We start from the raw sequence: 14,140 nt of genomic DNA, 5'->3' as shown, positions 1-14,140 counted from the left end.
AGACATGCTGGACCTCGTGCCGATCATCGCAGGCGTCATCGCCGCAGCCATCCTCGCCGGTATCATGGCGGGCCTTCTGGGCGTGGGCGGCGGCATCGTCCTCGTGCCTGTGCTGTTCTGGATTCTGACCTTCATCCAGTTCCCCGCAGAGCTGTCGATGCATATGGCCGTTGCGACCTCGCTTGCGACGATCATCTTCACCTCCATCTCCTCGGCGCGCGCGCACCACAAACGCGGCGCGGTGGATGTGGACCTGATGAAACGCTGGGGGCCGGGTCTGATGATCGGCGCCCTGGCAGGCGGGCTGGGGGCGCGTTTCATCGACCCCGCCGGGCTGAAAATCCTGTTCGGCAGTATCGCCATCCTGGTCGCGATCAACATGTCCACGCCGAAAACGCTGGTCATCGCCGATCAGCTGCCCAAAAGCCGCGCCGCAAACGGGGCCATGTCGCTGGTGATCGGCCTGATTTCCGCGCTCATGGGCATTGGCGGCGGCACGCTCTCTGTCCCCACCCTGTCAGCCTTTTCCTTTGAAATCCGTCGCGCGGTGGGCACCGCCAGTGCCTTTGGCATCCTGATTGCCCTGCCCGCCATGGCCGGGTTCATCATCTCCGGCTGGGGCCTGCCGGATCGTCCGCCGCTGTCGCTGGGCTACGTCAGCCTGCCAGCCGCCCTGTTGATCCTGCCCTTCACCGTGGGCTTTGCCCCCTTGGGCGCAAAACTGGCGCACAGCCTCGACGGCATCTGGATCAAGCGCGCCTTTGCCGTCTTCCTCGCCATCACGGCGGTACGGATGCTGATGGCGGCCTTCAGCTGACCCCTCAGGTCATCCGGGTCAAAACCTCGCGCGCGGCACTCATCAGGTGCCGCCGCAATGCCTTTTCGGTGCGTTTGGGATCACGGTCCAACAGCGCCTGCACGATCTCTTCATGTTCCGCGTGCGACCGCTCCATGCGCAGACCGCTTTGCAGCTGGAACTTGCGGAACGGCGCCAGTTTCAGCCGCAGCGTATTCGCCAGGCCGGTCAGATCCACGTTGCGCGTCCCGTCAAAGATCAGCTGGTGAAACCGCGTGTTCGCCGCGTCATAGTCGTCCTGCGCGCCTGATTGCGACAGGCGCTCCATCGTGGCGTGCAGCTCTTCCAGAGCGACCCGCTCGCCCATGGTCATGCGTTCTGCCGCAAAACGGCCGCAGAGCGCCTCCACCTCGGCCATCGCCTCGAACATCTGCTCCACCCGCTCGCGCGAGATATCGGCCACGATCACGCCCTTGTACGGCTGTCGATCTGCCAGCGACCGCGCCACCAGCTCGTGCAGCGCCTCCCGGATCGGGGTCCGCGACACACCAAACCGTTTGGTCAGCGATTGCTCATCCAGCTTTTCCCCGGCGGCATAGGTGCCGGCGACGATCTCCGCCTCCAGCGTGGCCGCGATGCTGGCACTGTGCAAAGGCCGGGGCGCATCCTTGCCCGTCTCATCAGACTGTGTCGCGCCACTCATGGCCCTGCCCCTCACCTTAACGCTACGTCGGCTCAGGCGTGCCCGCACCGGACCTCATTCATAGCACGCCCCGATCGCACAACGCCACGGCCAAGCCCATGAAATCGCATCCGCCCAGGGGCACACGCCTGTGGATAACCTTCGGGATAACGATTCGTACGCCCTCCGCCCGGTCACCGGCACGACCACCGCGTTGCCCGTATCCGTGCATCAGCCCGAGAAAAATCCACCACCTGCCAAATATTTAATTTACCATTAATTATCAGACGCTTACCCATGCCTCTGCACGCATAACATGAACGAAGCCTCGGAAAACTTCCCCCGCACCGGCCTCCCACCTCCAAGAAACAGTTGCCAAGACCCCTCTCCCTTTCGTAAAGAAACGGAAAACAAAGCGTTGGCGGAAAACAGCGTTCCAGACGAAGGGGCCCCGAAAAAGCCTCAGTCACGGGACCAACGCCAAAAGCAACGAGGCGGACAGACGATGGCAGTGACCCAGCCCATCACCATCAATACCCGTATTCGGGAGAACGCGCAAAACCTTGCGGGCGCGCTGGAGCAGCATTTGCTGAAAAGCTTTGCCCCCGATGCGCGCAAGGAGCTGCGGCTCTTCTCTGCGGGCGAAGCCGCCGACCTGCTGGGCATCTCCGCCTCCTTCCTGCGCAAGCTGCACTTCGAGGAACGCGTGCCGGACGTGCACACCACCGCCGGAGGCCGCCGCCATTACTCCGCACAGGACGTGCTGAATATCCGCCATATCCTTGAAGACAAAGCCAAAACCAAGGGCGCCTACCTCAAGGGCCGCGCCGAGGGCGAGAAGGTTCAGGTCCTCTCCTTTCTCAACTTCAAGGGCGGCTCGGGCAAGACCACCTCCTCGATCCACGCCGCCCAGCGGTTTGCGCTCAAGGGCTATCGCGTTCTCGCCGTGGACATCGACCCGCAGGCCTCGCTCACCTCGCTGTTCGGCTATCAGCCCGAATACGACTTCCTGCATTCGGGCAGCATTTACGACGCGATCCGCTACGATGACCCCCTGCCCTTCTCCGAGATCATTCAGGAAACCTACTTCCCGAACCTGCACCTCGCCCCCGGCGGCCTGATCCTGCAAGAGTTCGAGCACGAGACCCCGACCGCGCTGCGCAACAACGTCCAGCCGCCGTTCTACGCCCGCATGGCCGCCGCATTGCAAGAGGTCGAGGATCAGTACGACATCATCATCTTCGACTGTCCGCCGCAGCTGGGCTACCTGACCATGTCAGCGCTGTGTGCCTCGACGGGCGTGCTGATCACCGTTGTGCCCAACATGCTTGACGTAGCGTCAATGTCACAGTTCCTCCAGATGTCAGCCGACCTGCTCGACGTGGTCTCGAACGCTGGCGCGCGCATGGAATTCGACTTTTTGCGTTTCCTCATAAACCGTTACGAGCCCTCCGACGGGCCGCAGCAACAGGTGGTGGCCTTCCTGCGCCAGCTCTTCGGGGAGGAGGTCATGACCTCTCCCATGCTGAAATCCACCGCGATCTCCGACGCCGGGCTGACTCAGCAAACCATTTACGAGGTGGAACGCTCCGCCTTTCACCGATCCACCTATGACCGCGCGATGGAATCCCTGAACGCGGTCAACGACGAGATCGAAATGCTTCTGCAACAGGCCTGGGGCCGCTGAGGAGGACGCTGATGGCACGTAAAGGAATTCTGAGCACAGGCACCTCTGACAGCCCGACCACCAGCCGGCGCGCGCCCGCCGGCCCCCGTGGCGCGGTCGGTGCGCTGCAAAGCTCGCTCACCAAGCTACAGGAAAACGCGGTCCAGGATCTCGCCCCCGATCTGATCCACGACGCGGGCGTCACCGACCGCCTGGGCACCGATGCAGAGGCCGACCAAACGCTTCAGGACAGCCTGCGCCAATACGGCCAGCAGGTGCCCGTTCTGGTGCGTCCCCACCACGCCAAACCCGGCGAGTATGAAATCGTCTATGGCCGCCGCCGTCTGCGCGCGCTCAAGGCGCTTGGTATGCCGGTCAAGGCGATGGTGCGTCACCTCGACGACCACGCGCTCGTGCTGGCCCAGGGTCAGGAAAACACCGCGCGCCGCGACCTGTCCTTCATCGAAAAGGCCAGCTTTGCCGCGCAACTCGAATCGCTTGGCTATGAACGGCAGACAATCGCCGCGGCCCTGTCGATCGACATGCCCATGGTCAGCCGGATGCTGCGCACGGGCCGCGCCTTCGAAATCGACTTTCTCAAACAGATCGGCTCCGCCCCCGGCATTGGCCGCGACCGCTGGCTCAAGCTGGCCGAGGCGATGGAAGTCCCCGCCAACCGCGACCGCGCCCTTGACCGCCTGCCCGCGTTGGACGGCATCAACGACAGCGACGTGCGGTTCGAGCAGGTGCTTTCCTGGGCCACCCATGCGCCCGCGCCAAAGGCGGTCAAACCCGCCCTGCCCCGCGCGCGCAAAGTGCTCAGCCCGCATGGCTTTGCCCTCGCCAAGGTCAAGCGCAGTGAAAACGCGCTGACCCTCACAATCCCCGCCTCGGACGGTGCCGGTTTCGCAGACTGGATGAACGCCAACGCGGAAGAGGTGATGCTCAACCTTCATGCCCGCTGGATGTCCGAGCAGGCAGAAGACCCCGAAACCTGAACCCCAAGGAGGCACGACAACAGGACAAAAGAAAAGCCCCCCAGGACTGGTCCCGGAGAGCTCTCTCATTTCTCGCACTCTTGAGATAGCCCGTATCCCCTGATCCTGTCAACGCTACCGATTCGGTGGACGGTCTTTTTTTGTCTTTCGTGAACTAAAAAATGACAAAACTGTCTCGCATTGATGCTGGACAGCCCGTTTTGCTGCGCCCAGAGGCCAGGGATTTCCCGGCTGACAAATGGGCGCTGCTGGATGCGCTGACCCAGGCGGCCGAGAATTTCGGCCTCACCCACCGCAGCCTGAATGTGCTGCGCGCTCTGCTCAGCTTCTTTCCCGACCGTGACCTGCCGCGCACTGCCGGTGCCGGGGTGGTCTATCCCTCGAACCGGGTTCTCAGCGACAGGCTCAACGGCATGCCCGAAAGCACGCTTCGGCGCCACCTGTCCACCTTGGTGAAGTCCGGCCTCGTGGTCCGTCATGACAGTGCCAACCGCAAACGCTTTGCCCGGTTTGGCGGCGTGGCGTTCGGGTTCGATCTCAGCCCGCTGGCCCGCTCTGCCGCCGAGGTGTTCGACGCCGCAGAAGAGGCTGTGCAACGACGTGCCCATGTCTCTGCCCTGCGCGCCCGCATCGCCGCAGCCCGGCAGCGCCTGCTTGATGACGGTTGCCCCAGCGACGATCCAATGATCGAAAACGCGCGCCTTTCCTTGCGCCGGAAACTCAGCACCGACAGCTTGGAAACACTCGCTGACGCTGTGGAAGACCGGCTGACAATCGTCGCACCCGCCAAAGAAATGAGCGCCACGCCCCACCAAAATGAGCGGCACATACAGGATACAGATAAATCCATATCTGTATCTAAGAACGCTCCCGTAACGGTTTCTCAACCTTCCGAAGCCCCTGCCCTATCCGACGTGCTGGACAGTTGCCATGAATACCAGGCGCTCTTCCCAACGCCTGCGCCCGACTGGCCAGCGCTTCACACTGTGGCAAGCCGCCTGCATGGTATGATGGGCATCGACCAACAGGTCTACGTGGATGCAAAGCGTCGTATGGGCGCTGAAAGAGCCACCACAGCGGTCCTTTGCATTCTTGAGATGCTCGGCAGCGTCAAATCCCCGGGAGCCTACCTCCGCGCCCTCTCCGCCCGTTCCGAGAGTGGCCTGTTCAACATGCAAGGAATGCTTAAGGCGGCGAAAACTGCAAAATTGTCAGCTGACAATTTTGTCTGAATCGAGCGTGCGCATGGTTAACCTCGCGCCAAGTCAAAAGTCCGATAATTGTCAGCTGACAATTTTTTCACTTTGCGGCTTCGGGCACAAAAAAACGTCGCCCCACTTTCGGGAACGGCGCTTGGATCACGGCTAATCGTCGGAATTGTCAGCTGACAATTTTCCCACTTTTCGGATTCAGGCAAGATAAAACGCCGCCCCACTTTTGGGAACGGCGTTCGGATCAGAGCTAATCGTTAGAATTGTCAGCTGACAATTTTGACAGTTTGACACGCGTGCCTTTGCAAATACGCCAATGTCTCAGGCAGGCTCACCACGTCTGCGTACTTGGCGTTCATATCAAACAGGTTCGCCTCATGTGGCGCGCTATGTCGATCTCCACAGGCCTCAGCTACGACCAGCGTCCGAAACCCGTGGCTCATGGCATCGACGCAGCTCGCCCGGACACACCCCGATGTGGTCAAGCCTGTCAGCAGCACGCTGTCGCACCCCATGGAGGTCAGCATCGGCGCGAGGGATGTTCCAAAAAACGCCGAAGGGTACTGCTTGGTCACGATGACCTCATCCGTCTCAGGTGTCAGTCCGTCCGCAAACTCCGCTGTGGATCGTCCCGGTAGAAACGCTTCCAGCGGTGCGGCTTTCTCGAAGAAGCGGCCTCCGTCGACACCGGTTGGATGATAGCTCACCCGCGTGAGGATCACAGGAACACCCGCCGCGCGAGCCGCCCGCCGGAGCTCCAGTCCGGCTGACAATGCGTTTGCACATCCATCTCCGCCGTACAATGGGCACTCCGGATCGAAATAGGCTTGCGCGAAGTCCACCATGAGCAATGCGGGTCGCTCGCCAAAGCCGACGCTTCGGTCATAGACGCCAGCGTAGTTGCTGTCTCTGTCCGACATGTCAGGCGGTCTCCATCTGCGGCAGGGCTGTGAACTTTCCGTCGTGCCAGATCAGCGGATCACAGTCCGTTTGCCAGTCGGTTAACGATACGATCTCTCCGATAAACACCGAATGGGTTCCAAAGGAAGTCAGTCCCACGCGCTTGCAGTCGAAGCTGACCTGAGCCCCGACCAAGGCGGGTGCCCCGGTATCGAGCGTCATCCATTCTCCCACGTCGAAACGGCTCTCCCGGTTCTTGGGTGTGGCAAAGCGTTGGGCGATGGCTTGTTGATCCTGTGACAGGACATTCACACAAAAGCTTTCGGCGTCTGCCAGATGCGCGTGAATGGACGCGGTCTGGTTCACACAGATCAGCAGGCTTGGCGGTTCGGCACACAGCGATGTCACCGCTGTCGCGATCAGCCCGTGTCGCGCCGTGCCAGTGTCTACGGTGATCAGGCTGACGCCCGCGGTGAGGCGACGCATGCCTTGTTTGAAATCGATAGGGATCATGTCTTGGCTTTCCGGTTGGCAAAGAGTGGAATGCAAACGGGCCGCTGTCCTGCCAGCGGCCCGAAGGTGCGGCGCAAAATCATGCGCCAGAAAAGGGCAGGGGATCAGGCCGCGGCCTGCACCTGTGCGCGAGACGACATCAGCGGCTGGATCTTCTGACCGAACTTGTCGAGCCCTTCGAGGAAGTCGTCGAACACCATCATGATACCGGCCACACCCTGCATCTCTGCGGCTTCGTCGAGCATGGCGGCCACTGTCTCGTAAGAGCCGACCAACGTGCCCATGTTGAAGTTAACAGCGCCTTCAGGAAGGTTGATGTGTTTCGCGGTGGAGCTCGCATCGGCAGCGTTGTCCTTGCTGCCCTGGTCGGCCATCCAGGCGAGGGCATCGGCGTCCACGTGGTCTTTGTACTTTTGCCACTTGGCTTGTGCTGCCTCGTCGGTGTCTTCTGCGATGATCATGTAGAGGCAATAGGCACCCACGTCGCGGCCGCTCTCGGTGGCGGCGGTTGCCAGCCGGTCACAGATCTCGGACACAGCGGTCGGTGTGTTCACCCCCTGGCCCATGATGAAGTTATAATCGGCGTAGTCGGCGGCGAATTTCATGCCCTTGGGGGACTGACCCGCAGCGACGATTTCCACCTTGCCCTCGGGCGCGGGGGAGAGCTTGCAGTCGGTCATCTTGAAGTGCTCGCCTTTGAAATCGGACGATCCCTTTGACCAGAGTTCCTTCATGACATTGACGTATTCTGCGGCGTAATTGTAGCGGTAGCCAAAGTAGGCATCGCCGGGCCACATGTCCATCTGGCTGTATTCGGCCTCGGCCCAGCCGGTCACGATGTTCACGCCAAAGCGGCCCGGCGCGATGTTGGATACCGTGCTGGCCATCCGGGCGACAATCGCCGGGGGCAGGGTGAGGATCGCGCTGGAGGCAAATAGCTTGATCTTGGTGGTGACCGCAGCGAGGCCCGCCATCAAGGTGAAGCTTTCAAGATTGTGGTCCCAGAACTCTGTCTTACCGCCAAAGCCGCGCAGCTTGATCATCGAGAGCGCGAATTCCAGACCGTAGCCTTCGGCCTTTTGCACGATCTGTTTGTTAAGCTCAAAGCTTGGCTTGTACTGCGGTGCAGCCTCGGAAATCAGCCAGCCGTTGTTTCCGATCGGGATGAAGACGCCCATGTCCATGAGAAAGACCTCCTGTTGGTGTGTTCGATAAGTCCGAACTTAACAGGGCGTTTTCTGAGCCGGTCTAGAGAAAGGTTCTGAAATAAGTCCGTACTAATGTCGAAAACTGACGTCTTGCACAAAAGACGGGCAAATGTGCGGGTCAGGTCGCTTTTACATGCGTGCGATAGGCAAAGCTGTCTGCCGGGGAGGTCTGGATGGCAAATTCCATCAGGCGTCCGCCGGAGGCCAGATAGCGGCGCGTGATTCGCAGCCCGATGGTGCCCTCGGGTTGGCCGATCTGCTCGCAGATGTCCGGGCGAATGGTGACGGCGCGGATCTCTTGCTGGATGTCGACGATGCGTTCGCCGGTGTGGGCCTCGATCAGGTGAAAGAGCGAGGAGCGTTGCACCTCCATGTCCTTGATCACCGGTTCGGCAATGGGATCCAGATAGACCTCGTTCCAGCAAAACGGCAGCGGTTCGTTGATAAAGTGGCGCGGACCCTCCATATAAATAAGGGTTTTACCGGGGCGCACGCCCAGTTCGGCGGCTTCTTTGCCGCGCAGGCCACGGCGTTCCTTTGTTCGGATGAACATCTCGCTTTCGCTTGCGAATTCGAACAGATCATCGCGGTTGTTGTCGCGAAACCTGTCGCGCCATTGCGGGCGGGCGTTTTCGACACGCGTGCCGACGCCTTTGCGCGCCGACAGCATCCCGCGTTGGCGCAGTTGAGCGATGGCCTGGCGCATGGTGTGGCGGCTGACACCCAGCTGCACGGCCAATTCCGCCTCTGGCGGGAGCAAGGTGCCCACCGCGCGCTCGCCAGAGACGATCTGGCGTTCCAGCTTATGCGCCACACGCAGGTACAGCGGTGTGTTTGTGCTCTCTGATTGATCGATCTCGTCGTCTTTCATGCTCGGCTCTCCTCCCGATTCAGTTTCGGTATTGTTTATAAGTACGTACTTTTGTTATTGCTTCGACGCGGCGCGCTGGTGTTTGATCAGCGAAAGCGTTGAATGAGTACGGACATAATACCAATGAATGAATATGTGTCGAGCCAGCCCGAGGTGTCAGGGCGCCCCGAGTGGGTCAAAGCCCTGATCTTGATGACCTGCGTGCAGGTCGCCGCCACGCTCAGCACATTGGCGCTGACCGCATTGGCCCCGGAGGTCGCGGCCTCGCTGGGGATCGGCGCGCATTGGATCGGCTACCAGATCAGCTTGATTTACTTTGCCGGGGTGTTTGCCTCTGCGGTGGCGGGCAGCGTGGTGGAGACGTTCCACGCCGAGCGGGTCGTGGTGTTCGAGATGGGCGCCTTTGCCGTGGGGCTGTTGTTGCTGGCCAGCGCGCAGCCGGTTCTGATGGTGCTGGGGTCGGCGCTGTTTGGCATTTGTTACGGGCTGAACAATCCGGCCTCGTCGGAGATCCTGAACCGCACGGCGCGGGGCGGGCGACATTCGCTGATCTTTTCCATCAAGCAGACCGGCGTGCCGCTGGGTGCGGTGCTGGCGTCCGTGACGCTGCCGTCGCTGGCGGTGCTGTTTCACGGCGCGCAGGACGGTTGGCGGCTGGCACTGGTGGCGGCGGCGCTGGTGCCGTTGAGCCTGATGGTGTGGTCGTGGACGAGGTTCAGCTTTGCCCCGGTGCGGCGCGGGGCCGGGCGGGGCAACCCGTTCCGGCGCGCGGCGCAGGATCAGGCAGAGCTGTATCGCAACGACCGGCTGCGGACGCTGGCGGTTCTGGGCGGTCTGTATTCTGCGCTGCAACTGGTGGCGACGGCGTTCACTGTGGTGATGCTGGTGGAGCACGGCTGGTCGCTGGTGGCGGCTGGTGCGGTGGCGGCGGGGTTGCAACTGGCGGGGGCCGTCGGGCGCATCAGCTGGGGCGTCGCGGCGGATCGGCTGGGCGGGTTCCGCACGTTGGGGGTGATCGGCGTGCTGGCGGGGGCCATCATGTTCAGCCTGGGCTGGATCGCGGTGATGCCGGGCTGGGCGCAGGCGGTGCTGCTGGTGGCGCTGGGATCGGTGGCGACGGGGTGGAACGGCGTGTTCCTGGCAGCGGCGGCCCGCACGGCGCCCGAAGGCAAGGTGGGCGCGAACACCGGGGCGCTGCTGGTCTACACCTTCATCGGGGTGATCATCGGGCCGTCGGTCTTTGCCTTGGTCTACAATGTGGTGGGAACATATGAGCAGTGCTTCATGCTGTTCTCCGCGATCGGTCTGGTGGGGGCGGTGCTGTCGTTCCGTCAGGCGGCGCGCGGCCGAATCGAAAAATGAGTACGGACTTGTTTTAGCGTGAATGGGCCGAAGGTTTGCTTAAAGGTTAATCTTTGGCGCGAAGAGTTTCCGTAAATACGAGGGTCCTTGCAGAAAATCCCTTTTGATATGTGCAAAAGTACGGACAATCAAACCCAAGCGAAGAGGCGCAAGATCTGCTTCGCGTTTGGCAACAGGGGATTGATGATGACCACGCAGAAATTGACTTTGACCGCTGCGGCGCTGATGGCCGCGCCCGCGCTATTGCCCAGCTCCGCCGTGGCGGATGCCATGTCCGACGCACTGGCGGTGATCGAGGCGCACCGTGAAATTCCCACGTTCGAGGCGCAGGGCGCACCCTTCGATGCCAAAGCCTGCATGGCGGACAAAAGCGTCTTCTCCATCCCTGTGTCCATGGCGATCCCGTTCAATGTGGAGCTGCAAAAGGCGATGAAACGCGCCGCCGCCGACGTGGGCTTTACCTACACCACCTGGGAAAACCAGGGCGCGTCGGACACCTGGATCCAAGGGGTCAACCAGGCGATTGCGCAAGGCTACGATCTGGTGGACGTGGCCGGGGGGCTGAACCCGGAGATGCTGGGACCGCAACTGCGCGAGGCAAGCGAGGCGGGGCTGAAAGTCACCACCTCGCATCTGTATGACGAAAGCCAGGAGCAGGCGGACTTCGTGGACGGATCGGCCAAGGTGGACTTTCGCGGGGCAGGGGAACTGCTGGCGGCCTGGGCCTTTGTCGAGACGGAGGGCAAGCCCAACGTGCTGATCATCGGGTCGGACGATGTGTTGCCCACCGGGCCATTCGTCGAGCAGATCCAGAAGAGCCTGTCGGAATACTGCCCGGACTGTAAACAGGAATACCTGAACGTGCCGGTGAACGAATGGGCCACGCGCATTCAGTCGGGCACACAATCGGCGTTGCTGTCTGATCCGGGCCTCAATTACATCCTGCCGATCTACGATTCCATGACGCAGTTCGTGACACCGGCACTGCGCATTGCGGGCGCGACCGATGTGGGCATGGCGTCCTTCAACGGCACCCCCTTCGTTCTGGACATGGTGCGCGAGGGCACGGTGCAGATGAACATCGGCGAGAGCCTTGGCTGGGCCGGGTATGCGGCGGTGGACGCCCAGATGCGCACGCTGTGCGGGCTGGAGGTGCCGGAAACGCTGGGTATTCCGTTGCTGGTTTTTGATGCGGAAAATGTCGAGACGGCGGGCGTTCCGGCGGACTTCGACTCTGGCTACGGCGACACCCATCTGGCGGGCTTTCGCAAGCTTTGGGGCCTCGAAGACTGATGAATGTCGCGCCCCTCACATCGCCTGTCAGCCAGCATGAGGCCGACGTTCTGCGCATGGCCGACGTGCGGATGAAATTCGGCCCGGTCGAGGTGCTCAAGGGCGTGTCGATCCACCTCAAGCGGGCCGAGATCCTTGGCCTGCTTGGGCAAAACGGGTCGGGCAAGTCCACGTTGATCAAGGTTCTGGCGGGATTCAACTCGCCAGAGCCGGGCAGCAAGGTCACGCTGTGGGGCGAGACGCTGCCCCTGCCTCTCGACCCCGCTCGCATCCGGGGGATGGGCGTGTCCTTTGTCCATCAGCATCTGGCGCTGATCCCGTCGCTGAGCGTGGCGGACAACATGCTGGTGGCGGATGACGCCCGCCCGCGCCCCTTTGGCATCCGCTGGCGGCAGGAACGCGCGGCCATGCGGAAGCTGTTCGAGGAGTTCGGCTTGCAGATCGAGCCCTCCGATACGGTGGAGCAGCTGTCGCCGGTGGAGCGCGCCTACGTGGCAATCCTGCGCGCCTTGGCAGAGCTGCGGCGGTCAGAGGCCGGGCGGTCTGGCGAGGGCATTCTGGTGCTGGATGAGCCGACGCCGTTCCTGTCGGCGGAGGACGTGGACAAGCTGTTCACCCTGCTGCGCCAGATCAAGAAAACCGGGGCCAGCGTCATCATCGTCACCCATGATATCGACGAGGTGCTGGCGATCACCGACCGCGTGGCGATCATGCGCGACGGGCGTGTCGGCGCGGTGATGACCACGGCAGAGACCTCCCGTCAGAAGGTACTGGATACCATCGTGGGGCGCGCTATTGCACCCTATGAACGCGCGCCGCGCACAGCCAGCGAGGATGTCGTCGCCCGGATCGAGGGGCTGTCCGGCGGGCGATTGGCCGGGTTCGATGCCAGCTTGCACCGCAGCGAAGTCGTGGGGGTCACGGGGCTGATCGGCTCGGGCTTTGCCGAGGTGCCGTATCTGTTGTTCGGCGCGATGGCGGGGCAGGGGCGTCTGAGCCTTGGCGATCAAACCCCGGTGGAGATCAAGCGCCATTCGCCCGATCGTGCCATTCGGGCGGGCCTTGGTTTGATCCCCGGCGACCGGATGCACCAAAGCTGCATCGGCGGGCTGACGGTGGAGGAAAATGCCACGTTCCTTGGGCTGGGGCGGATGCGTGGGCGGCTGGGTCTGCGGCGCACCGCGCTGACCGAAAGCACCGCGGATCTGATCCGCACCTATGACGTGCGGCCCGCGCGGACCGAGGTCAACCTGTCGACGCTGTCGGGGGGCAATCAGCAAAAGGTCATCATGGGCAAGTGGTTGGCCGAAGCGCCCAAGTTGTTGTTGCTGGATGAGCCGACGCAGGGCGTGGATTACGGCGCGCGGCAACAGATCTTTGCCGCGCTCGATCAGGCGGTGGGGCAGGGGACGACGATCCTGTGCGCTTCCACCGATTATGAACAACTTGCCCAGATGTGTGACCGGGTGTTCGTGTTTCACCGAGGACAGGCGGTGGCCTGCCTGAGTGGCGCTGCGCTGACCCGCGAAGGTATCGCGCGCGCCTGTTTCCATGATCCGGGCGTTGCCAACACAAACCCATTGAAGGAGGCCGCGCAATGAGTGTGACGGACAATCCGCAATCCTCCGGGGCGCGGTCCGCGTTTTCGGGTTTCTCTCTCAAGCGCGAGGCGGAGCGCTATGCGCTGGTGCTGGCGTGGCTGGCGCTGTTCTGCGTCTTTGGCGCGATGCTGCCGGAGACGTTTTTGAAATGGCGCACGATCTCGTCGATGCTGGGATCGCAGGCGGTGCTGGTGGTGCTGGCGCTGGCGATCCTGGTGCCGCTGACGTCGGGGGATTTTGACCTCTCGGCGGCCTCTGCGCTGGTGTTCGGCGCGATGTTCGTGGCGGTGTCGGATGTGAACTGGGGCTGGGGCGTCGGCTGGTCCGTGGTGGTGGTGCTGGTGATCGGGGCGCTGATTGGCGCGGTGAACGCGTTCTTTGTGCTGTATTTCCGCATCCACAGCCTGATCGTGACGCTGGGGTTGGGGACGTTCCTGAACGGGATGACCTTGTGGATCTCGGACTCGCGGACCGTGGCGGGCGTGTCGATGGATCTGGTGGAGGTCGTGGTGATCCAGCGCCTGTTCGGCGTGCCGTTGGCGTTTTACTACGGTTTGGCGGTGGCGCTGATCATGTGGTGGGCGCTGGAGTACACCATCGCGGGCCGCAAGCTGTTGTTCGTGGGGCGCGGGCGCGAGGTGGCGCGGCTGAACGGCATCTCTGTGGACCGGGTGCGGGCGATGTCGTTCGTGTCCTCGGGCGTGCTGTCGGTGCTGGCCGGGGTGCTGTACGCCGGGATGACCGGGTCGGCGGATCCGACGTCGGGTCTGTCGCTGCTGCTGCCGGCCTTTGCGGCCGCGTTCCTGGGCGCGACGGCGATTTATCCGGGGCGGTTCAACCCCATCGGAACGCTGGTGGGCGTCTATTTCCTCATCACCGGGATCACCGGGCTGACCATGTTGGGCGCGGATGCCTTTGTGCAATCGCTGTTTTATGGCGGCGCGCTGATCGTGGCCGTGTCGCTGAGCCAGCTGGTGCGCAAGCGGCAACCGCAGAACTTTGGCTGACTTTTGGCTGATACACGACAAGGAGACGAGAC

The 14,140-nt window shown here is 62.3% G+C and carries 13 protein-coding genes; 8 read left to right on the top strand and 5 right to left on the bottom strand.

The window, feature by feature from the left end:
- The first annotated feature begins 4 nt into the window (after positions 1–4).
- Positions 5–817, top strand: coding sequence for a sulfite exporter TauE/SafE family protein (locus GGQ68_RS16925; protein ID WP_183968087.1), 813 nt, complete (start codon positions 5–7; stop codon positions 815–817).
- Positions 818–821: 4 nt separating this feature from the next.
- Here GGQ68_RS16925 and GGQ68_RS16920 read toward each other — a convergent pair whose 3' ends face one another.
- Positions 822–1,499 (bottom strand): GntR family transcriptional regulator, encoded by a 678-nt coding sequence (locus tag GGQ68_RS16920; protein ID WP_183968085.1) that lies wholly within the window; start codon positions 1,497–1,499, stop codon positions 822–824.
- A gap of 484 nt (positions 1,500–1,983) precedes the next feature.
- Between GGQ68_RS16920 and repA the strand changes: the two genes are divergently transcribed.
- From repA to repC, 3 genes are all read left to right on the top strand, one after another.
- Complete coding sequence (gene repA, locus GGQ68_RS16915; RefSeq protein ID WP_183968083.1) at positions 1,984–3,165, top strand: plasmid partitioning protein RepA; 1,182 nt, start codon at positions 1,984–1,986, stop codon at positions 3,163–3,165.
- Between the two features lie 11 nt (positions 3,166–3,176).
- Positions 3,177–4,142, top strand: coding sequence for a plasmid partitioning protein RepB (gene repB, locus GGQ68_RS16910; protein ID WP_183968081.1), 966 nt, complete (start codon positions 3,177–3,179; stop codon positions 4,140–4,142).
- Between the two features lie 161 nt (positions 4,143–4,303).
- On the top strand, positions 4,304–5,374 hold the full coding sequence (gene repC / locus GGQ68_RS16905; RefSeq protein ID WP_183968080.1) for a plasmid replication protein RepC: 1,071 nt from the start codon (positions 4,304–4,306) through the stop codon (positions 5,372–5,374).
- A gap of 245 nt (positions 5,375–5,619) precedes the next feature.
- On the opposite strand, the gene GGQ68_RS16900 is transcribed toward repC, so the two are convergent.
- From GGQ68_RS16900 to GGQ68_RS16885, 4 genes are all read right to left on the bottom strand, one after another.
- On the bottom strand, positions 5,620–6,273 hold the full coding sequence (locus GGQ68_RS16900) for an isochorismatase family protein (protein ID WP_183968078.1): 654 nt from the start codon (positions 6,271–6,273) through the stop codon (positions 5,620–5,622).
- 1 nt (position 6,274) lies between these two features.
- Positions 6,275–6,766, bottom strand: coding sequence for a flavin reductase family protein (locus GGQ68_RS16895; RefSeq protein ID WP_183968076.1), 492 nt, complete (start codon positions 6,764–6,766; stop codon positions 6,275–6,277).
- 104 nt (positions 6,767–6,870) lie between these two features.
- Complete coding sequence (gene rutA, locus GGQ68_RS16890) at positions 6,871–7,950, bottom strand: pyrimidine utilization protein A (RefSeq protein WP_183968074.1); 1,080 nt, start codon at positions 7,948–7,950, stop codon at positions 6,871–6,873.
- Between the two features lie 142 nt (positions 7,951–8,092).
- Complete coding sequence (locus GGQ68_RS16885) at positions 8,093–8,845, bottom strand: GntR family transcriptional regulator (protein ID WP_183968072.1); 753 nt, start codon at positions 8,843–8,845, stop codon at positions 8,093–8,095.
- A gap of 123 nt (positions 8,846–8,968) precedes the next feature.
- Between GGQ68_RS16885 and GGQ68_RS16880 the strand changes: the two genes are divergently transcribed.
- The 4 genes from GGQ68_RS16880 to GGQ68_RS16865 all read left to right on the top strand — a co-directional run bounded on the left by GGQ68_RS16880 (position 8,969) and on the right by GGQ68_RS16865 (position 14,108).
- Complete coding sequence (locus GGQ68_RS16880; protein WP_183968070.1) at positions 8,969–10,207, top strand: MFS transporter; 1,239 nt, start codon at positions 8,969–8,971, stop codon at positions 10,205–10,207.
- Positions 10,208–10,393: 186 nt separating this feature from the next.
- Positions 10,394–11,500 carry a sugar ABC transporter substrate-binding protein gene (locus GGQ68_RS16875; RefSeq protein ID WP_183968068.1) on the top strand — a complete coding sequence of 369 codons (1,107 nt, stop codon included), beginning with the start codon at positions 10,394–10,396 and terminating at the stop codon, positions 11,498–11,500.
- Positions 11,500–13,101, top strand: a complete 1,602-nt coding sequence (locus GGQ68_RS16870; RefSeq protein WP_183968067.1) for a sugar ABC transporter ATP-binding protein — start codon at positions 11,500–11,502, stop codon at positions 13,099–13,101. The genes GGQ68_RS16875 and GGQ68_RS16870 overlap by 1 nt, the downstream gene beginning before the upstream one ends.
- Positions 13,098–14,108 carry an ABC transporter permease gene (locus GGQ68_RS16865; protein ID WP_183968066.1) on the top strand — a complete coding sequence of 337 codons (1,011 nt, stop codon included), beginning with the start codon at positions 13,098–13,100 and terminating at the stop codon, positions 14,106–14,108. The genes GGQ68_RS16870 and GGQ68_RS16865 overlap by 4 nt, the downstream gene beginning before the upstream one ends.
- The last annotated feature ends 32 nt before the right edge of the window (positions 14,109–14,140 follow it).

Source organism: Sagittula marina, assembly GCF_014196795.1.
Taxonomy (GTDB): Bacteria; Pseudomonadota; Alphaproteobacteria; order Rhodobacterales; family Rhodobacteraceae; genus Sagittula; species Sagittula marina.
Note: the sequence above shows the minus strand (reverse complement) of the source record. Positions and strands in the feature narration are given on the sequence as shown.

Excerpts from the sequence above, each read along its gene's own strand:
- GGQ68_RS16925 (WP_183968087.1), top strand. The coding sequence starts at position 5 with ATGCTGGACCTCGTGCCGATCATCGCAGGCGTCATCGCCGCAGCCATC.
- GGQ68_RS16920 (WP_183968085.1), bottom strand. The coding sequence starts at position 1,499 with ATGAGTGGCGCGACACAGTCTGATGAGACGGGCAAGGATGCGCCCCGG.
- repA (WP_183968083.1), top strand. The coding sequence starts at position 1,984 with ATGGCAGTGACCCAGCCCATCACCATCAATACCCGTATTCGGGAGAAC.
- repB (WP_183968081.1), top strand. The coding sequence starts at position 3,177 with ATGGCACGTAAAGGAATTCTGAGCACAGGCACCTCTGACAGCCCGACC.
- repC (WP_183968080.1), top strand. The coding sequence starts at position 4,304 with ATGACAAAACTGTCTCGCATTGATGCTGGACAGCCCGTTTTGCTGCGC.
- GGQ68_RS16900 (WP_183968078.1), bottom strand. The coding sequence starts at position 6,273 with ATGTCGGACAGAGACAGCAACTACGCTGGCGTCTATGACCGAAGCGTC.
- GGQ68_RS16895 (WP_183968076.1), bottom strand. The coding sequence starts at position 6,766 with ATGATCCCTATCGATTTCAAACAAGGCATGCGTCGCCTCACCGCGGGC.
- rutA (WP_183968074.1), bottom strand. The coding sequence starts at position 7,950 with ATGGACATGGGCGTCTTCATCCCGATCGGAAACAACGGCTGGCTGATT.
- GGQ68_RS16885 (WP_183968072.1), bottom strand. The coding sequence starts at position 8,845 with ATGAAAGACGACGAGATCGATCAATCAGAGAGCACAAACACACCGCTG.
- GGQ68_RS16880 (WP_183968070.1), top strand. The coding sequence starts at position 8,969 with ATGAATGAATATGTGTCGAGCCAGCCCGAGGTGTCAGGGCGCCCCGAG.
- GGQ68_RS16875 (WP_183968068.1), top strand. The coding sequence starts at position 10,394 with ATGACCACGCAGAAATTGACTTTGACCGCTGCGGCGCTGATGGCCGCG.
- GGQ68_RS16870 (WP_183968067.1), top strand. The coding sequence starts at position 11,500 with ATGAATGTCGCGCCCCTCACATCGCCTGTCAGCCAGCATGAGGCCGAC.
- GGQ68_RS16865 (WP_183968066.1), top strand. The coding sequence starts at position 13,098 with ATGAGTGTGACGGACAATCCGCAATCCTCCGGGGCGCGGTCCGCGTTT.